Genomic DNA, 17,306 nt, shown 5'->3' with positions numbered 1-17,306 from the left:
TGTCGTTGATCCAGGAGTAACGCCCGTCGTAGTTGCCGTCCTTGTAGGAAGCGTGCGTGTGATGTGAATCGCCGACGGTGTAACGCAAGGAGCCATCGGGTTTGGTGCCCATGATCGCCTTGGATTCGTTGGTGATGCCCCAGCCGACCAGTGCGTCTGGCACGAAGCAGGGAATGCGCAGCAACTCGCGGCCGGAAGGCAGGCCCAGAATACGCATGTCGCCGGTGTGGCCGCCACTCCAGATGCCGTAATAGGTGTCGAGTTCGCCGGGTTTCAGATGGGCGGACGCAGCGCCATGGTTGTCTAAAGCAGCAGGTGCCGCAGCAGGCGCCGCGCTTTCCGGTTTTTTGTCAGCACAGGCTGTGACACCGAGCGTCAGCCCGGTCAATGCGGCGGTGTTGAGGAAGGTTCTACGCGCCAAACCATTCGAGCTTGGGGGAGTCAGTTGGATGTCATTTTTCATAATATGGCCTTTCGGTTCAGGTTGGTAAAACGGGTGGCGGGCCGCGTGAGGGCGGCGATAAGCCATGGGCACCAGCACGAGGGCGTTTGCGCCTGTACATACCAGGACCATGGTCTTGGGCTTGACCAGTGGACTGGCAGTGGCTATTCCCATGCAGAACAGCAGCACCAATACGATCCACCTGGTATGGCGCAGCGGTAAGTGGGACTCTGAAAACATGGGCTGGATTCTATGGCTATAAAGTTCAAATCAAATGAATATTTAACTTGATTTGATCTATGTCAATGGAAAAAGTGCGTCCTGGAACTTGAAGTCTGTACTGGTGCTTCAGGGGTAAAACATGTGCCGTTGACTTTAAAAAAGAAAAGTTTTCCCGGCAATATCTCTAAAGAAGGAGCAATTTCTTTCCGAAAGAACTAGTACTACAGGTCTTCAAGGGACTTTGAGTTATGGAAAATGAGCGCTTATGGCGAACAGTCGAAAATACCAGCGATCGCAACAGGCTTGCCTGGCTTCACACGTATTGACAGCGCGGTCTGTGAAGCATCAGCCAAGTTCAATTTCATGACATCCAACCATGCTGAGTCCATTCAAAAACCTGCTGACCCAATTTTTCATGCCTGCCAACGGTCTGGCAAGCTTCGACGAAGCACGCAGCCTGCAACTGGCCACGGCGGTGCTGCTGGTCGAGGTGATGCGTTCTGACACCGACGTATCCGCCACTGAGCGCACCGCAACCGTTTCGGCGCTGCGATCCAAATTCGGACTGAGCGAGGACGAACAGAACCGGCTGCTGGCGCAGGCAGAAAAAACGGCCAAAAGCGCCAACGACTACTTCCGTTTTACCAGCGCCATGAACGAGCAGTTCACGCAGGCCGAAAAAATTCAGGTGGTGGAACACATGTGGCAGGTGGCTTTTGCCGACGGACATCTGGACGCCAATGAAAACCACCTGATCAGCAAGATTGCCGGCTTGCTGCACGTGACCCATGGCGAATACATTGCCGCCAAGCTGCACGCCAGGGAAGCCGCGCAACGGGGTGCGTAGCGGCAACCTGCGTTTTGCGCTGCGCTTGTTGCCATGGCATTTCGGTTAATCTCGCTGCCTTAGCAAACAAGGAACATCATGAAGAAACTCAACGTCACCATCAAGCTGGAAATGTCGGTCCCGGATGACTGGGAACTGGTTAAAACCTCCGAAGGCGGGCACGTGCTGAAACTGCCCAACAATCAGTTTCTGGACATTGCCATCGAGCCGTTGTTCGCCAGCGACCCCGAGGAAACCTGGGCCAGCACCGAAGACGATGATGTGCTGAACGACCTGCTCGACATGGTGGAGAGCGAAGAAGTGGCCTACGAGTTCGTCACCCACTGACCTTGTTCGGGATGCGGCCACTTACCGTACATCGCATCGTGGTCAATCCGAAGACGCCGGTACATCTTCGACCAGGCTGACATACTTTAACTGGCTATATCAGTTTCAACATTCACCTCAGGAGGTATTCCCATGATCAAACGCATTGCCCCCATTGCCTCGGCTCTTCTGATTTCTGCGTGTGCTGGCTACCCTGTCGCCCCCAGTGCCACCGCGCAATTGGCTGCCACCAAAGGCAACGCCGTTGTCGGCACGGTCACGTTTACCCAGCAGGGGAACATGGTGCTTGTGGCAGGCGAGGTACAGGGGCTGGCAGCCAACAAGGAACATGGCTTTCATATCCATGAAAAGGGGGACTGCTCCAGCGGAGATGGTTTGAGCACCGGCGGCCATTTCAACCCCACCGGCAAAGCACATGGCGCCTATGACCACAGCGAACACCATGCCGGTGACCTGGCCAGTCTGAAAGCTGATGCCAACGGTGTGGCGCGCTTCAGTTACACCTCCGCTGCCATCACCGTCGGCGAAGGGGCGACCAATGTCGTTGGCCGTGGCTTGATTGTTCACCGCGATGCGGATGATTTCAAAACCCAACCCACGGGCAATGCAGGACCGCGCTTGGCCTGTGCTGTGATTACCAAGGGTTAAAGCTGCCCAGTCATCGCTGACCCCAGCCCCAGCGCGTCGAACACCCGAATCGCGGCATAGGCGTCGTTGGCGGCGTACACCAGCTGCGCCTCGGACAAGCGGGGGTTGGCCCAATTGCTGGTGGCGGCTTTTTTGGATTTGATGAAGCGTTGCTGAAACAGCACCGCCACCGCGCCTTTCGCCCCCATGTCCTTGCGGTAGCCGCGCTCCCTGAACACGGTGTTCAACTCCAGGATGCCGGCGGGTTCCACACCCAGTTTTTCAATGATGCGCTTGCGGTCGTCGCGCAGGCCAAAGCCGGCTTTGGCAACGCCTTTCATTTGCAACAATTCGGCCGCCACGGCGCGACAGGCCGGGTCGTGCAACTGAAAGACCCAGGCACGCTCGGGGGTGGACAACTGCAGGATGTGCGGCCCGTCCGACGCTTCACCTACGCGAAACGTGGGTTTTGACTCGGTATCAAAACCCCAGGCGCTGGCGACCGTCAATGTGGCAAAGGCGGCCTCGGCCTCGGTTTTCGTGGTCACGAGAGCAATGCGATCAAGCCCCAGCCGCGCAAAAGGCGGCAGCATGGCGATGGTCTCTTTGTCAGGCGTGCTGTGCATAAATAGTTACCCTGATTTTGTGTGTGCTACCTTGTGGATAACTGCTGGAACAAGCGGCGTAAGCCGCGCGGGCTATGGCTTTGCAGACAGTGCCCAAAAAATAGTCAGTAAAAGTACCTTTTTTAAAACTCTTCATTGGAGGGTGAGATTTCGTGTTAGCACTTTGAAACCTTGGTATTTTCGTCCACTGCACGCTGCTGGCCATCAAGGTTACCCCTTGAAACTGTGTGCTAGTTTGTGGATAAGTATGTTTAAAAGCCGCCAAACCCGCACCAGTATTGGGCTGGCACGCGGTGCTGTAAAAAACATCAACCTGACAGCTTGGATGGCGCAAGGCGATGCCTGAGCCAATCGGCCACCGGAGTACACAGCATAACGTTATACGTCCGGACGCGGCGGACCAATGTCGTTTTTTCAATCCGATAATCAGACCATGATTTTTTCAAGCACTCTCTTTCCCCTGGGCTGGCAGCACTACCTGCTGGGTGGCCTGTTTGTAGGCGCCGGCACGGCGCTGCTGTTTGTTTTAACGGGCCGCATTGGCGGCATGAGCACGGTGTTTTCCAGCACATGGTCTTTTGTCGTGCAACGGCCGTTTTTTCAGCAGCCACGCTTTGTTGCTTCACGCGGATGGCGGCTGGTGTATGCGGCCGGGCTTATTTTGGGAGCGCTGCTGTGGTGGCTGGGGTTTGCCGATAGGGCTGCACAAAGCACCAGCGTGCCGGTGTGGCAATTGCTGCTGGGAGGCTTTTTTGTAGGCTACGGGGCCCGACTGGGCAATGGCTGCACCTCGGGTCACGGTATTTGCGGATTGGGTTCGCTGCAATGGCCGTCGCTGTTGGCAGTGCTGACCTTCATGGCCACCGCATTTTTGACAGCCAATCTGATGGCAAGGTGGCTGGCATGACGACAGCCAAGGAGTCGCTACCGAAAATGCTCGCCACACTGGCAGCGGGCATGCTGTTTGGCTTTGGACTGTCCTTCTCGACCATGATCCAGCCCGAGGTGGTTCTGAGTTTTTTGCGCCTGCAGGATTTTGGCCTGGTGCTGGTCATGGGCGGCGCCGTCATGGTGGTGGTGCTGGCTTACAAATTGGCACCACGGCTGCTCTTAAAACCTGTCTTTGGCTCGCATTTCCACAGCCACCCCAGCTTCTGGAACAAAGACACCCTGGTGGGTTCGGCGCTGTTTGGTGTCGGCTGGGGCTTGTGCGGTGTCTGTCCCGGGCCAGCCATTGCCGCGCTTGGCGTTGGTAATTTCGATTTGCTGTGGGCATTGGGCGGCATGGCGGCCGGAGCGCTGGTGCAAGGCCTGCGGGTTAAATAATCCCCTCCAGGATGCCTGGTCCTGGTGCGTTCTTACTGGGTGGCGCGTCTTAACTCGCTCACCCGGGCCGCGATGTCACGACGGTCGCCAGCTTCGGTGGCATTGGCAAGATAAGTTTCCAGATCTTCCAGGGCATGCCCCGGGTGGCCGGCCTCGGCATGCGCCAGGCCCCGGTCACGGTACTCCGACCAGGCTTGCGGCAACAGCACAATCAGACGATCCAGCACCATGATCAGGCGCGGCCAGTCGCGCTGCGCGACATGGATATCCTTGAGGTTGTACAACATGCGGGCAATGATGTCGCGCGGGGGCGCAGCCTGCAGGTACAGGCCGAGCGGCAACTCCTGATCTTCGTCCAGGCCTGCCAGGTCCTGAAACGGCGCCAGCCGCTCGGACAGTTCTTCACGGCTGAGGGACTTGCCGGTCAGCGGGTCGATCACCACCTGGCCTTCGGTCAAATTGACCTTGACCATGAAGTGCCCCGGAAAACTGATGCCGCGCACCGTCAGGCCAATGCCCTGGGCCAGTTCCAGCCAGATCACGGCCAGAGAAATTGGAATCGCCAGACGGGTCAGCAGCACCACATGCACGTAGCTGTTGTCCGGGTCCATGAAGTTGTTGAAATTGCCGCCAAAGTTGAGGTCGCGGTAAACAAACTGGTTCAGCACGCGGAGTTTTTGCAATGAACCGGCATCTGCCGGCAAGCGGCGCTTCAGTCGCGCCAGCAACTGGTCCACATCGCCCAGCACTTGCTGCACACTGAGGTCCGGGTATTCATCTTGCGCCAGGCTGATGGCGGCTTCCAGCAGGGGAAAATCTGCATCGCTGTGCACCAGAGCAGAAAAATACTCCAGTGGGGTGGGAATGTTCAATGACAGATTCATGGGGTCTATTGTCTATCGTCTTAAAAACTGGCGCAGTTTCATGCCGGCAGCCCATAAGGCCGAAAAGTAAATCAGGCCAGAGGCTAGCAGAATGGATGCCAGCAGCCCGATCCGCTTCAAACTTTCGGCACGCAGTGCCGTCCAGGCAAAGTGGCTGTTCGCCCAAACAAGAAACAGACCGAGCAGCACGCAGGCCGCCAGAACCTGCAGCACAAACAGGCCCCAGCCCGGCTCGGGCCTGTAGCTGCCACGTTTCAACAGACCCAGCAACAGCCACAGCGCATTGACCATGGCGCCAATACCGATCGACAGGGTGAGAGCGGCATGGGCGAAAACGGGCACCAGAGCCACGTTCAGCATCTGGGTCAGCACCAGCACCACCACCGCCACCTTGACCGGTGTTCTGGTGTCCTGGTTGGCAAAATAACCGGGCGCCAGCACCTTGATGGCCACAATGCCGATCAGCCCCACACCCCAGCCCATCAGCGCACGCGTAACCTGCTGCACGTCAAAGTCGGTCATGGCGCCGTAATGGTAGAGCACCGCCACCAGCGGCTTTGGAAACACCAGCAACGCCAGGGCACAGGGCACTGCCAGCAAAACCACCAGGCGCAGGCCCCAGTCCAGCATGGCCGAATAGCGTGCCGTGTCGCCGCTGGCGCGCGCCATGGCCAACTGCGGCATCAGCACCACGCCCATGGCCACGCCCAGCATGGCAGTCGGAAACTCCATGAGCCGATCGGCATAGGTGATCCAACTGACACTGCCCGGCGCCAGGTAGGAGGCGATCTGGGTGTTGATGAGCATCGACAAATGCGCCACGCCGACCCCCAGCAAGGCCGGGCCCATCAGGATCAGGATGTTCTGCGTGCCGGCATCGGCCCAGGCCTGCTTCAAGGCCGACCAGCGCCAGGACAGCCGTGGGTTGAGCCCGAGCCGCTTCAAAGCCAACCATTGCACGGACAACTGCAACACACCGCCCAGCAAGACGCCCCCGGCGAGAGCATAAATGGGCTCCAGCCCCAAGGTTTTGAACCAGGGCGCCCCCAGCCAGGCGGCAAAGATCATGGAGATATTGAGCAGCACGGGGGTGACGGCCGGCACCGCAAAACGTTTGTAGGTGTTGAGCACTCCAGCGCCCAGTGCCACCAGCGACATGAAGGCAATGTAGGGAAACATCCAGCGCGTCAAGCGCACCGCCACGCCATAGCCATGCGGGTCCTGCTGCATGCCGCTTGCCATGGCCCACACCAGACCACCGGCGCCCAGCACGCCCAGCACGCTTAAACACAATAGCGCCCAGGCCAGCACCGTGGCGACCCGGTCAATCAGGACCTTGGTTGCGGCATCACCCTGTTGCGCTTTGGCAGCGGCCAACACCGGCACAAAAGCCTGGCTGAAAGCCCCTTCACCAAAAAACCGCCGGAACAGATTGGGAATGCGAAACGCCACGTTGAAAGCATCGGTCATGGCCGAAGCACCAAAAGTAGCGGCAATCAGCAGCTCACGCACCAACCCGGTGATGCGCGACAGCAGCGTCAAACCTGACACCACGGAGGCCGATCTGAATAAGCTCACAGCGCCACCAACCCGCTCGGCCAGCCCATCATGGCGCAGGCCACCAGCATCCCGATCACCAAGGCGCCGCCCACCAGCGCGATACGGCCAGGCTGTGATGGATTAAAACGGATTTTTTGAAAGGTTTCATAGAATAAAGACTCGCGCGGATTGTAGTCATGGCCTGAAAATCCGGATTCAATCTTTTATTTGCAAGTTGCTGGAATAAAACCGTTGCGCGCCCTGTTCATGTGATTGCAAACGTCTGTTTGCGTTTTCCCAACTTAGGAGTTCATCATGACATTCAAATCACCAACAATTTTCATGACCTCGGTCACTTTTGCCATGCTGACGGCATGCGCCTCGGTGGCTTCCGCGCCTGTCAAGGTTTCTGATGGCGTGCTGGTTGGCCCCAACGGCATGACGCTCTACACCTTTGACAAGGATGTAGCCGGCAGCGGCAAGTCGGTCTGCAATGGCCCGTGCGCCACCAATTGGCCACCCCTCATGGCGGCCCAGGGCGAGTCCGCCAGCGGTGACTTCAGCATCATCACCCGAGATGACGGCAGCAAACAATGGGCAGTCAAGGGCAAGCCCGTGTATTACTGGGTCAAGGACAGCAAGCCTGGCGACAAAACCGGGGACGGTTTCAGCGGTGTCTGGCAAGTCGCCAAACCCTGATCTGACAACGCGGCCGGCACTTCAGTGATAAGCCCATGAGCCGCGAACTCATGGTTGCCCAGATTCCCTCGCTGCGTCGTTATGCACGGGCGCTCACGGGGGACACCTGGGCGGCCGATGATCTGGTGCAGGACACGCTGGAGCGTGCCTGCAACAAATGGCGCTTGTGGCTGGTGGGAACCAACTTGCGGGCCTGGCTGTTCAGTGTGATGCACAACCTGTTTGTCAATCAATTGCGCCAGTCAGCGGGCGGCGCACGACCGGCAATGCAGGACATTGACGAACTGGCCGATGATCTGCCGGCACCTGCGTCCAACCCGGACCAGGCGCTCGACCTGCAACGCTGCCTGCTCCGCCTGCCGCCGGAGCAGCGTGAAGTGTTGTTATTGGTCAGCATGGAGGACATGAGTTATGCCGAGATTGCCAAGGTCACCGGCGTTCCGCTGGGAACCGTGATGTCGCGCTTGTCACGTGCCAGAGCCCGCTTGCAGGCACTGCTGGATGCACCGGCACGGGTGCGCACCGAGCCACCAGCCGATCATGCGGTGCCGCCCCGCCCCATGACGCTGCACCGCTTGAAATAAACCCCAATCACCATGAATCGCACACCTAACCGCCCCTTGACTGATGACGAACTCCACGCACTGGTGGACGGTCAGGGTTCGCTTGACGATCTGGCAGCGCTGCGGATGAGGCTGGCAGATGACCCTGACGTTCAGGTCAGATTCGCGCAGTGGCAGCGCCAGCGTGACACATTGCACTGCCTGCATGCCCAGGTCCTGTCCGAGTCGGTACCGCACCCACTGTTACAGGCTGCGCAAGCTGGCGACGCCGTGCGTACAACCGGTAACCACTGGTGGCGCTATGGCGGCATGGCTGCCAGTGTTGTCATGGCATTTGGCGCAGGCTGGTTGGCCAACACCCACTGGCCGGAAGTGAGCGGTCGTGCGGCAACGGCGTTCGGCATGGCCCGAGCGCTGCCAGAGCGTGAATTTGTGCGTCAGGCCGGACTGGCCCACGCCGTTTACACACCCGAAATTCGCCATCCGGTGGAAGTCACGGCACAGGAGCAGGCTCACCTGGTGCAATGGTTGTCCAAACGATTAGGCAAACCGCTCAAGGTGCCTGATTTGACCGGCCAGGGCTTTGATTTGGTAGGCGGACGTTTGCTGCCTGGCGAGGCGGGTGCACGCGCACAGTTCATGTTTCAGGACGCAGCGGGGCAGCGCGTGACGCTTTATCTGGGCGCGGTGCATCAACCAGCAGCAGGCATGTCAAGCCAGGAAACCGGATTCCGGTTCGAGCCCCAGGCCGGGGTACCCAGTTTTTACTGGGTCGACCAGGGCTTTGGTTACGCACTGGCTGGCCAGTTGCCCCGGGCAGCGCTGATGCAGCTTGCACAAGCGGTCTACCGCCAACTTTAGGTGCTGCGCAACAAGCGTCAGATCAGTGTGCGCAGCGGATGGCCATGCGCCGGCCAAGGGCTGTCAAAAAACGGTAGCACCAGCTCGGGGTTCACCTCTTCAATGCGCGCGGGCTGCCAGAGCGGCGCATTGTCCTTGTCGATCACCAGGGCACGGATGCCTTCTGCCGCTTCGGTTTGCGCACCCCTGCGTGCCAGATGTCTGGGGAAAAAGCAATGCCGCATCATGTCGCGCTCCATCTGCAAGTCTTGTGCGTAGGTGAGGTGGCGCGCCCGACGGATCTGTTCAAAAGCCACATGCAGCATCAGGGGTGAGCGCTGGCGCAACTGCATGGCGGTGCGCTGTGCCCAGTCGGAAGCATCGGCTTCCAGCGCGCGCACGATGGCGCTTACCGAATCCAGCGAGAAAAAAACATCCATCCGGCCTCTGTCCCACCCAGACGGTGCGTCTTCAGGTGTTGAAAATTCAGCCACCCATGCCTGCAACTGCGCCGCGTCCAGCGACTTGATGTCGGCCAGTGCGTCCCAGGCTTGTGGCAGCCGTTCGGCATCCAGGCAGTGGTCCGCCAACCTTGATGCAATGGCTTCTGCTGCACCCAATGAGGTCCCGGTCAGGGCCAGCCACTCGCCCGCGTAACCGGGGCAGCGGCTCAGGAAATAGCCGCCTCCGACATCCGGGAACAGACCGATGAGCGTCTCCGGCATCGCCAGTTTGCTGCGCGCTGTGACCAGCCGGTGCGATGCACCCTGGCTCAGGCCCATGCCGCCACCCATGACCACGCCATCCATGAAAGCAATCAATGGTTTGGGGAAACTGTGAATCAGGTGATTGAGGCTGTATTCCTCGGTAAAAAAATCCTCCGCAGCCGGGTCGCCCGACAGCAGGGCCTGGTGAAAATAACGGATGTCGCCACCGGCACAGAAGGCACCAAAAGGCCCGGCCTTGTTGCTGCCACGCAGCGCCACCGCCTTGATGCGCGCGTCTTCACGCCAGGCCAGCAGGCAAGTGGTCAAGGCGCGGATCATGGGCAGGCTCAAAGCGTTGAGGGCCTGCGGCCGGTTCAGGGTGATGAACCCCACCTCACCACGAACCTCGCACAGCACGTCATTCATGGCGCCACTCATGCCCGCTCTTTCCATCCGACCAGCTCGTTGGCCACCAGGGCACCAATCACCAGCGCGCCACCAACAAACACATCTCGGCCAGGCACTTCACCCGCCCCTACCCAGGCCAACAAAATGCCAAAAATAACCTCCAGCAGGCCCAGCAGAGCCACTTCTGGCGCCTTCAATACACGGGCGCACACCACCACCAAAACGCAGGGAATGGCCAACTGCCCCAGCCCCAAGCCAAACAGCAGCGACAAATCATGGGCAGACGCCTGAAACGGCCAGGCCAGCGGTAGCGTGACCAATGACGACAGCACCGCGCCCACCAACACGGCGGGAATCAGGTCAACGTCCTTGCCCTGCGCATGAGCATGTTGCGTGATGGTCCAGTTGGCTGCACCAGCAATCGGCACGCAAAGCGCCACCAAGGTGCCTGCCAGACTGATGCCTTGCCCCAATTGACTGGCATACATGTAAGCAATGCCAGCGCCCGCCACCACAATCGCCAGCCAGGTGCGCAATGGAATTCGGTGCCCGATGAAAATGCGCGCTGCCAGCGCGGTCAGCAGGGGCGCCAAGGCCAGGGTCACCAGCACATTGGCAACCGTGGTGAGCATGATGGCCACCATGAAAAAGGTAAACATGCCGCACCAGCACAGGCCGGACAACCACAGCGCCGCGCCGCCATGGCGCATGCGGCTGAACACATCACGGCCTTTGAACACAGGCAATATCACCAGCAGGCACAACATGGTGAAAAAGCTGCGCCAGAAAGTGACCTCAAACTTCTGCGCGTGCTCCAGATGACGCGTGACCACGCCAGCGGTGGACCACATCAGGGTCACCGCCACCATCACCCACACCGCCCGGTTGTGCGTGAGTTTCAACTCAGGCGTCAGGCGTTGCGACCGGCTTTTTTGCGCTCGTGTTCGGACAGGTGACGCTTGCGCAGGCGAATCGATTTGGGCGTGATTTCGACCAACTCGTCGTCTTCGATGAATTCAACGCCGTACTCCAGCGTCAACTGGATCGGCGGCGTGATCTTGATCGCGTCTTCCTTGCCGCTGACGCGGAAGTTGGTGAGCTGCTTGGTGCGCGTGGCATTGACCACCAGGTCGTTGTCACGGTTGTGGATGCCCACAATCATGCCTTCATAGACAGGGTCATTGGCCGTGACAAACATGCGGCCACGGTCATCGAGTTTGCCCAGCGCATAGTTGAAGATTTCGCCCGCATCCATCGAGATCAGCACGCCGTTTTTGCGGCCGCCAATCTCGCCCTTGTGCGGCTCATAGCTGTCAAAAATGTTGGAGATCAGGCCCGAGCCGCGCGTCAGGTTCATGAACTCGTTGGTAAAACCGATCAGGCCACGCGCCGGAATGCGGTACTCCAGACGGACCCGGCCGCGACCGTCCGGTTCCATGTTGATCAGGTCGGCTTTGCGCTCGCCCAGTGCCTGCATGACACCGCCCTGATGCTGTTCCTCAATGTCGGCAGTGACCAACTCGATGGGCTCGTAACGCACGCCGTCAATGTCCTTGAACACCACACGCGGCTTGGAAACAGCCAGTTCGTAGCCTTCGCGACGCATGTTTTCCAGCAGAATGGTCAGGTGCAGTTCGCCGCGACCCATGACTTCGAAGATACCTTCTTCGTCGGTTTCCTTGACGCGCAAGGCCACGTTGTGCTGGAGTTCCTTTTGCAGGCGGTCCCAGATCTGGCGGCTGGTGACGTACTTGCCTTCGCGGCCGGCCAGCGGACTGGTGTTGACGCAAAAATTCATGGTCAGGGTGGGTTCATCCACCTTGAGCATCGGCAGTGGTGCCGGGTTGGTCGGATCAGTGATGGTGACACCAATGCCGATGTCCGCCACACCGTTGATCAGCACAATTTCACCCGGACCGGCTTCATCCGTCTGCACGCGCTCCAGCCCCTGGAAAGTCAACACCTGGTTGATGCGGCCTTTCACGGCCTTGCCGTCCGGACCTTCCATGACGACCACATCCATCATGGGGCGGATCGTGCCCTGGCTGATGCGGCCCACGCCAATACGGCCGACAAAGGTGGAGAAGTCGAGCGCAGAAATCTGCAGTTGCAGCGGCGCCGCCGGGTCACCCTGCTGGTGCGGCACATGATCCAGAATGGTGTTGAACAGGGCCGACATGTCGGGACCCCACTGCTCGCCCTGACCGCCCTCTTCCAGCGACGACCAGCCGTTGATGCCCGAGGCGTAAACAACCGGGAAATCGAGCTGCTCATCGGTCGCACCCAGCTTGTCGAACAGATCAAACGCCGCATCGACCACAAATTGCGGGCGGGCACCGGGCTTGTCGACCTTGTTCACCACGAGGATGGGCTTGAGGCCCAGGGCCAGCGCCTTCTTGGTCACAAAGCGGGTCTGCGGCATGGGGCCTTCCTGGGCGTCAATCAGCAACACCACACCATCAACCATGGAGAGCGCGCGCTCCACCTCGCCACCGAAGTCGGCGTGACCGGGGGTGTCGACGATGTTGATGTGCGTGCCTTCCCAGGTCACGGCACAGTTCTTGGCCAGAATCGTGATGCCGCGCTCTTTTTCAATCGCGTTGTTGTCCATCACAGTGTCAACCACTTTTTCGTGTTCGGCAAAGGTGCCGGACTGGCGCAACAACTGGTCAACCATGGTGGTTTTGCCATGGTCAACGTGGGCAATGATTGCAATATTTCTGATTTGTTTATGTGCCATGGTTCACTTTCTCTTAAATTAGTTCAGGACCGCGCACCCTGCGCCCACCTCTGTCCCGGCATCTATCACATTCGGTTTAAAACTTCTCATCTGTTCAATTTCAATCGGGCTGAGCAGCCGCCCGGGAATCAATTCATCGGTTACCACCCGGGCCGTGCCCAGCAACATGGCATCTTCACCGGCGTACACCGCGACCTGCGCCGCATCGGGCCAAGACCCACGGCGACGCAAACCCGACAGAAAACGCCCGGCATTGTCCGCGTCGAGTGTGACCACCGCATGATCAGCCAACAAGCTGTCCACCGGCAACAAACAGGCCAGACGCTGCGCTTCGGTCATCGCCTCCAGCGCCTCCAGCGTGACGCACTGCGCCACCGCGAAGCCACCGGTGGCAATGCGCCGCAAGGCACTCAAATGGGCACCGCAACCCAGCGCCTCTCCGATGTCCTCGCCCAGCGTGCGGATGTAGGTGCCCTTGCTGCACTTCGCCACCAACTTGATCGCGGGTTGCAACGCATCCGTTGTCACCAGCGTCAATTGCAAATCGTAAATCTGAACCTCTCGTGAGGCCCGTTCTACCTCAATCCCGGCACGCGCATACTCGTAAAGCGCCTTGCCGTCTTTCTTCAAGGCGCTGTGCATGGGCGGCAACTGGCTGATCGAGCCAGTGAACTGCCCCATCACCCGCGCCACGTCAAAGTCGCTCACCGCCACCGGTCGCGTTGCGATCACTTCTCCCTCGGCATCACCAGTGCTGGTCTTGACACCCAGACACAGCACGGCCTCATAAGTTTTATCGGCATCCAGTTGCAACTGGCTGAACTTGGTTGCCGCCCCAAAACACAGCGGCAGCACACCCGTGGCCAGCGGGTCAAGCGTGCCGGTATGGCCCGCTTTTTCAGCGCGCAAAAGCCATTTGACTTTTTGCAGCGCATCGTTGCTCGACCAGCCCAATGGCTTGTCCAGCAACAGCACCCCATGCACGGGGCGCCTCGTGACCCGTACACGCGGCGCATTCATCTAGCTAATCGTCCTTGGCCCGAGAAGCCACCGCACGCGCGATCAGGGCGTTCATGTCAGCGGCGCGCTCAGGGGTCTGGTCAAAAATGAAATGAAGGGTGGGCACGGTATGGATGTGCAGACGCTTGAACAAGCCGGCGCGCAAGAAGCCGGCAGCCTGGTTCAAACCCTCGGTGCACGCCTTCACGTCACCCGCCAGCAAACTGAAAAACACCTTGGCATGGGCATAGTCGGGCGTCACCTCGACGCCCTGGATGGTGACCATGCCGACCCGCGGGTCTTTCAGCTCACGCGCAATCAACTCGGTCAGATCACGCTGGATCTGATCGGCGACCTTGAAGGCGCGATTGGGTGTGGCAGACTTTTTATGCACGGATCAGGCCCAATGGATCACAGCGTACGCGCCACTTCGCGGATCTCGAAGAACTCCAGCACGTCACCGACCTGGATGTCGTTGTAGTTCTTGATGTTCAAGCCGCAATCGAAGCCTTCGCGCACTTCCTTGGCGTCGTCCTTGAAGCGCTTGAGCGATTCGAGTTCGCCGGTCATGATCACCATGTTCTGGCGCAGCAAGCGCAAGCGCGCGCTGCGACGCACCACACCCGCCGTGACCATACAACCCGCAATCGAGCCGATCTTGGACACCTTGAAAATCTGGCGAATTTCGGCGGTACCAATGACTTCTTCCTTCTTGTCAGGCGTCAGCATGCCCGACATGGCCAGTTTGAGTTCGTCGACCGCGTCGTAAATGATGTCGTAATAGCGGATATCAACACCGTTGTTCTCGGCCAGCTTGCGCGCACCAGCGTCAGCCCGGGTGTTAAAGCCGATGATGACGGCTTTGGAAGCGATGGCCAGGTTGACATCGGACTCGCTGATGGCACCGACTGCGGCGTACACCAGTTGCACCTTGACCTCGTCGGTCGAGAGCTTGAGCAGGGACTGCGACAAGGCTTCCTGCGAACCCTGCACATCGGCCTTGACGATGATCGGCACCATCTTGACCTCGCCTGCGGTCATGTCGGTAAACATGTTTTCCAGCTTGGAAGCCTGCTGCTTGGCCAACTTGGTGTGGCGGAACTTGCCGGCACGGTAGGTGGCGATTTCACGGGCACGGCGCTCATCAGAGAGCACCATGAATTCATCGCCGGCTTGCGGAACTTCGGTCAGGCCCTGGATTTCAACCGGGATTGACGGACCCGCCGATTTGACGGGCTTGCCGTTTTCGTCGAGCATGGCGCGCACGCGGCCAAAGGTCTGGCCGGCCAGCACCACGTCACCCGTTTTCAGGGTACCCGATTGCACCAGCACGGTAGCCACCGGGCCGCGGCCCTTGTCAAGCTGGGCCTCGATCACCAGGCCTTTGGCCATGGCATCCACCGGGGCTTTGAGTTCCAGCACTTCGGCCTGCAACAGCACTTGCTCCAGCAATTCGTCAATGCCCTGGCCGGTCTTGGCCGACACCGAGACAAACGGCGAACTGCCGCCAAAATCTTCGGGAATCACGTCTTCAACCACGAGCTCGTTCTTGACGCGCTCGGGGTTGGCATCGGGTTTGTCCACCTTGGTGATGGCCACCACAATCGGCACCCCCGCCGCCTTGGCGTGTTTGATGGCTTCCTTGGTTTGCGGCATGACACCGTCATCAGCTGCCACCACCAGAATCACAATGTCAGTGGCCTGTGCACCACGGGCACGCATGGCGGTAAACGCTTCGTGGCCGGGGGTATCAAGGAATGACACCACACCACGCGCTGTTTCCACATGGTAAGCACCAATGTGCTGGGTAATGCCACCGGCTTCGCCCGACGCCACTTTGGTGCGCCGAATGTAGTCCAGCAACGAGGTCTTGCCGTGGTCGACGTGGCCCATCACAGTCACCACAGGCGCGCGTGGCAAGGACTCAGCCTGCTGTTGCGAGACTTCGTCATCGGTGAAAGCTTCAGGGTCATCGAGCGCCGCCACAATGGCTTTGTGACCCATTTCTTCCACCAAAATCATGGCAGTGTCCTGGTCCAGCGGCTGGTTAATGGTGACCATCTGACCCAGTTTCATCAGGTGCTTGATCACCTCGGAGGCCTTGACCGCCATCTTGTGGGCCAGCTCGGCGACGGTGATGGTTTCAGGCACATGGACTTCGAGCACGCGCACTTCCACCGGCGCAGCCTGGTGGTGATCGTCATGACCGCGGTCGTTGCTGCCACGGCGGCCACGCGGCCCACCGCGCCAATTGCCACCGCGACCGGCGCCAGCACCGGTGTCGCCACGGGTGGGAATGCCTTTTTTCTTGGCTGGATCACCCGCCCAGCTACTCGACAGCTTGGCAGATTTGACTTCTTTGCCGGCACCCGCAGCCGTACCTGCGGCAGCTGCGCCGGGTGCCGCTGGCTTGGCACCGGCGGGGCTGCCCGCCGGCTTGTGCAAGGTGCCTTTGAGTCCGGCTTTGGCCGCCTCGGCGGTCTTGACCACCGGCTTGGGTTCTTCCACCTTCTTGGGTGGCAATTTTTTTCCCGGCTGCGACATCATCAAACGGATGGCTGCCGCTTCGGATTCGGCTTTTTGACGGCGCGCTGTCAAATCAACAGCGCGGGCGCGCTCTTCTGCAATCTGGTTCTTGGACTCAAGCGCTGCCTTTTCCTGGGCTTGTTCGCGCAACTGTTGTTGCGCCTGTTGACCGGCTTCGGCCTGCGCAGCAGCAGCTGCCTTGGCGGCCTGCTGCGCGCTGTCATCTGCTACCGGCGCAGTCGGCGCCGACTGAACTTTTTCGGCCTGTTGTTGCGCCAGCGTACGCGCAGCCGCAGCTTCGGCAGCCGCACGCTCAGCAGCCTCACGGGCGGCGGCTTCCTGCGCCTCGCGTTGACGGCGTCGTTCAACCAGTTCTTCTTCCTGGCGACGGATCAACTCGGCCTGGCGCCGCGCCTCTTCTTCGCGACGTGCCAATTCGGCATGGTCGATCTGTAACGTGGCCGCGTGTTGCGCCTCCTGCTCAGCGGTTTCTTCCGGCACCGCACCCGCGCTGGTTTCCGTGCCCTCATCACGGCGCACAAACGTGCGCTTTTTACGCACTTCCACCTGAATGGTGCGCGCCTTGCCGGTGGCATCAGCCTGCTTGATTTCAGTGGTCGACTTCTTGACCAGAGTGATCTTCTTGCGCTCACCCGTGTTGGTACCGTGGCTGAGCTGCAAATAACTCAACAGATGCTGCTTGTCAGACTCTGTGAGCTTGTCAGATGCAGCCGATTTGGCCACACCTGCCGACTTCAATTGCTCAAGCAATGTGTCGGGTGATTTCTTGAGTTCATTAGCAAACTCGGCAACGGTCATACTGGACATTTTTTAGGTAACCTTTAGTTCAGACTTGGTGCCCGCAGGCAATTAACGTCTTTACTTCAACTGTAAATTCATCATTTTTCACTCTTTTGAAGATGCGTCATTGGCGAACCAATGTTCACGGGCCTTCATGATCAAGGCCGTGGCCTCGTCAGCAGA

At 59.3% G+C, this 17,306-nt stretch carries 18 protein-coding genes and 1 pseudogene; 9 read left to right on the top strand and 10 right to left on the bottom strand.

Going from position 1 to position 17,306, the window contains the following annotated elements; genetic code table 11:
- Nucleotides 1-463, bottom strand: a pseudogene (locus tag NDI87_RS10610) (TAT-dependent nitrous-oxide reductase); the annotation flags it as partial.
- Between the two features lie 577 nt (nt 464-1,040).
- Between NDI87_RS10610 and NDI87_RS10605 the strand changes: the two are divergent.
- The 3 genes from NDI87_RS10605 (at nt 1,041) to NDI87_RS10595 (ending at nt 2,486) form a co-directional block, all read left to right on the top strand.
- Complete coding sequence (locus NDI87_RS10605; RefSeq protein ID WP_296275181.1) at nt 1,041-1,511, top strand: TerB family tellurite resistance protein; 471 nt, start codon at nt 1,041-1,043, stop codon at nt 1,509-1,511.
- Nucleotides 1,512-1,589: 78 nt separating this feature from the next.
- A complete protein-coding gene (locus NDI87_RS10600; RefSeq protein WP_296275180.1) occupies nt 1,590-1,838 on the top strand; it encodes a hypothetical protein in 249 nt (82 codons plus the stop codon).
- 132 nt (nt 1,839-1,970) lie between these two features.
- Complete coding sequence (locus NDI87_RS10595) at nt 1,971-2,486, top strand: superoxide dismutase family protein (RefSeq protein ID WP_296275179.1); 516 nt, start codon at nt 1,971-1,973, stop codon at nt 2,484-2,486.
- Here the strand turns inward: NDI87_RS10595 and NDI87_RS10590 are convergent.
- Nucleotides 2,483-3,091, bottom strand: coding sequence for a 3'-5' exonuclease (locus tag NDI87_RS10590; protein WP_296275178.1), 609 nt, complete (start codon nt 3,089-3,091; stop codon nt 2,483-2,485). The genes NDI87_RS10595 and NDI87_RS10590 overlap by 4 nt on opposite strands.
- On the opposite strand from NDI87_RS10590, the gene NDI87_RS10585 reads away from it, so the two are divergent.
- The 3 genes from NDI87_RS10585 (at nt 3,057) to NDI87_RS10575 (ending at nt 4,417) form a co-directional block, all read left to right on the top strand.
- Nucleotides 3,057-3,437 carry a hypothetical protein gene (locus NDI87_RS10585; RefSeq protein WP_296275177.1) on the top strand — a complete coding sequence of 127 codons (381 nt, stop codon included), beginning with the start codon at nt 3,057-3,059 and terminating at the stop codon, nt 3,435-3,437. The genes NDI87_RS10590 and NDI87_RS10585 overlap by 35 nt on opposite strands.
- 87 nt (nt 3,438-3,524) lie before the next feature.
- Nucleotides 3,525-3,998 carry a YeeE/YedE thiosulfate transporter family protein gene (locus NDI87_RS10580; protein ID WP_296275176.1) on the top strand — a complete coding sequence of 158 codons (474 nt, stop codon included), beginning with the start codon at nt 3,525-3,527 and terminating at the stop codon, nt 3,996-3,998.
- The gene (locus NDI87_RS10575; RefSeq protein ID WP_296275175.1) at nt 3,995-4,417 is read left to right on the top strand and encodes a DUF6691 family protein; all 423 of its coding nucleotides are present in this window, start codon (nt 3,995-3,997) and stop codon (nt 4,415-4,417) included. Before NDI87_RS10580 ends, NDI87_RS10575 begins: the two co-directional genes overlap by 4 nt.
- Nucleotides 4,418-4,449: 32 nt before the next feature.
- On the opposite strand, the gene NDI87_RS10570 is transcribed toward NDI87_RS10575, so the two are convergent.
- Nucleotides 4,450-5,301 (bottom strand): tetratricopeptide repeat protein, encoded by an 852-nt coding sequence (locus NDI87_RS10570; protein ID WP_296275174.1) that lies wholly within the window; start codon nt 5,299-5,301, stop codon nt 4,450-4,452.
- Nucleotides 5,302-5,313: 12 nt separating this feature from the next.
- A complete protein-coding gene (gene murJ, locus NDI87_RS10565) occupies nt 5,314-6,879 on the bottom strand; it encodes a murein biosynthesis integral membrane protein MurJ (protein ID WP_296275173.1) in 1,566 nt (521 codons plus the stop codon).
- A 276-nt stretch (nt 6,880-7,155) separates the two neighbouring features.
- Here murJ and NDI87_RS10560 point away from each other — a divergent pair, with 276 nt between their 5' ends.
- The 3 genes from NDI87_RS10560 to NDI87_RS10550 are packed head-to-tail and all read left to right on the top strand — an operon-like array spanning nt 7,156 to nt 8,963.
- Nucleotides 7,156-7,539, top strand: a complete 384-nt coding sequence (locus NDI87_RS10560; protein WP_296275172.1) for a hypothetical protein — start codon at nt 7,156-7,158, stop codon at nt 7,537-7,539.
- A gap of 35 nt (nt 7,540-7,574) precedes the next feature.
- Entirely contained in the window at nt 7,575-8,123 is a 549-nt protein-coding gene (locus NDI87_RS10555) for a sigma-70 family RNA polymerase sigma factor (protein WP_296275171.1), read from the top strand.
- Nucleotides 8,124-8,135: 12 nt separating this feature from the next.
- Nucleotides 8,136-8,963 (top strand): anti-sigma factor, encoded by an 828-nt coding sequence (locus tag NDI87_RS10550; RefSeq protein ID WP_296275170.1) that lies wholly within the window; start codon nt 8,136-8,138, stop codon nt 8,961-8,963.
- Nucleotides 8,964-8,980: 17 nt separating this feature from the next.
- Here the strand turns inward: NDI87_RS10550 and NDI87_RS10545 are convergent, their stop codons facing one another.
- Genes NDI87_RS10545 through infB form a run of 6 tightly spaced genes read right to left on the bottom strand, consistent with a single transcriptional unit; the run spans nt 8,981 to nt 17,150 of the window.
- Nucleotides 8,981-10,087: an enoyl-CoA hydratase/isomerase family protein gene (locus NDI87_RS10545; protein WP_296275169.1), complete on the bottom strand. Its 1,107-nt coding sequence runs from the start codon at nt 10,085-10,087 to the stop codon at nt 8,981-8,983.
- Nucleotides 10,084-10,959, bottom strand: a complete 876-nt coding sequence (locus NDI87_RS10540) for a DMT family transporter (RefSeq protein WP_366028712.1) — start codon at nt 10,957-10,959, stop codon at nt 10,084-10,086. The genes NDI87_RS10545 and NDI87_RS10540 overlap by 4 nt, the downstream gene beginning before the upstream one ends.
- An 8-nt stretch (nt 10,960-10,967) precedes the next feature.
- Nucleotides 10,968-12,797 carry a translational GTPase TypA gene (gene typA, locus NDI87_RS10535; RefSeq protein WP_296275168.1) on the bottom strand — a complete coding sequence of 610 codons (1,830 nt, stop codon included), beginning with the start codon at nt 12,795-12,797 and terminating at the stop codon, nt 10,968-10,970.
- An 18-nt stretch (nt 12,798-12,815) separates the two neighbouring features.
- Complete coding sequence (truB, locus tag NDI87_RS10530; RefSeq protein ID WP_296275167.1) at nt 12,816-13,817, bottom strand: tRNA pseudouridine(55) synthase TruB; 1,002 nt, start codon at nt 13,815-13,817, stop codon at nt 12,816-12,818.
- A 4-nt stretch (nt 13,818-13,821) separates the two neighbouring features.
- Nucleotides 13,822-14,190: a 30S ribosome-binding factor RbfA gene (gene rbfA / locus NDI87_RS10525; RefSeq protein ID WP_296275166.1), complete on the bottom strand. Its 369-nt coding sequence runs from the start codon at nt 14,188-14,190 to the stop codon at nt 13,822-13,824.
- A 17-nt stretch (nt 14,191-14,207) separates the two neighbouring features.
- The gene (gene infB, locus NDI87_RS10520) at nt 14,208-17,150 is read right to left on the bottom strand and encodes a translation initiation factor IF-2 (protein WP_296275165.1); all 2,943 of its coding nucleotides are present in this window, start codon (nt 17,148-17,150) and stop codon (nt 14,208-14,210) included.
- Nucleotides 17,151-17,306 lie beyond the last annotated feature (156 nt).

This window comes from Rhodoferax sp., assembly GCF_023701345.1.
GTDB lineage: Bacteria > Pseudomonadota > Gammaproteobacteria > Burkholderiales > Burkholderiaceae_C > Rhodoferax.
Note: the sequence above shows the minus strand (reverse complement) of the source record. Positions and strands in the feature narration are given on the sequence as shown.

Excerpts from the sequence above, each read along its gene's own strand:
- NDI87_RS10585 (WP_296275177.1), top strand. The coding sequence starts at position 3,057 with ATGGCGATGGTCTCTTTGTCAGGCGTGCTGTGCATAAATAGTTACCCT.
- NDI87_RS10550 (WP_296275170.1), top strand. The coding sequence starts at position 8,136 with ATGAATCGCACACCTAACCGCCCCTTGACTGATGACGAACTCCACGCA.
- NDI87_RS10570 (WP_296275174.1), bottom strand. The coding sequence starts at position 5,301 with ATGAATCTGTCATTGAACATTCCCACCCCACTGGAGTATTTTTCTGCT.
- NDI87_RS10560 (WP_296275172.1), top strand. The coding sequence starts at position 7,156 with ATGACATTCAAATCACCAACAATTTTCATGACCTCGGTCACTTTTGCC.
- NDI87_RS10575 (WP_296275175.1), top strand. The coding sequence starts at position 3,995 with ATGACGACAGCCAAGGAGTCGCTACCGAAAATGCTCGCCACACTGGCA.
- NDI87_RS10590 (WP_296275178.1), bottom strand. The coding sequence starts at position 3,091 with ATGCACAGCACGCCTGACAAAGAGACCATCGCCATGCTGCCGCCTTTT.
- NDI87_RS10545 (WP_296275169.1), bottom strand. The coding sequence starts at position 10,087 with ATGAGTGGCGCCATGAATGACGTGCTGTGCGAGGTTCGTGGTGAGGTG.
- infB (WP_296275165.1), bottom strand. The coding sequence starts at position 17,150 with ATGTCCAGTATGACCGTTGCCGAGTTTGCTAATGAACTCAAGAAATCA.
- NDI87_RS10580 (WP_296275176.1), top strand. The coding sequence starts at position 3,525 with ATGATTTTTTCAAGCACTCTCTTTCCCCTGGGCTGGCAGCACTACCTG.
- typA (WP_296275168.1), bottom strand. The coding sequence starts at position 12,797 with ATGGCACATAAACAAATCAGAAATATTGCAATCATTGCCCACGTTGAC.
- NDI87_RS10605 (WP_296275181.1), top strand. The coding sequence starts at position 1,041 with ATGCTGAGTCCATTCAAAAACCTGCTGACCCAATTTTTCATGCCTGCC.
- NDI87_RS10555 (WP_296275171.1), top strand. The coding sequence starts at position 7,575 with ATGAGCCGCGAACTCATGGTTGCCCAGATTCCCTCGCTGCGTCGTTAT.
- truB (WP_296275167.1), bottom strand. The coding sequence starts at position 13,817 with ATGAATGCGCCGCGTGTACGGGTCACGAGGCGCCCCGTGCATGGGGTG.
- NDI87_RS10600 (WP_296275180.1), top strand. The coding sequence starts at position 1,590 with ATGAAGAAACTCAACGTCACCATCAAGCTGGAAATGTCGGTCCCGGAT.
- NDI87_RS10595 (WP_296275179.1), top strand. The coding sequence starts at position 1,971 with ATGATCAAACGCATTGCCCCCATTGCCTCGGCTCTTCTGATTTCTGCG.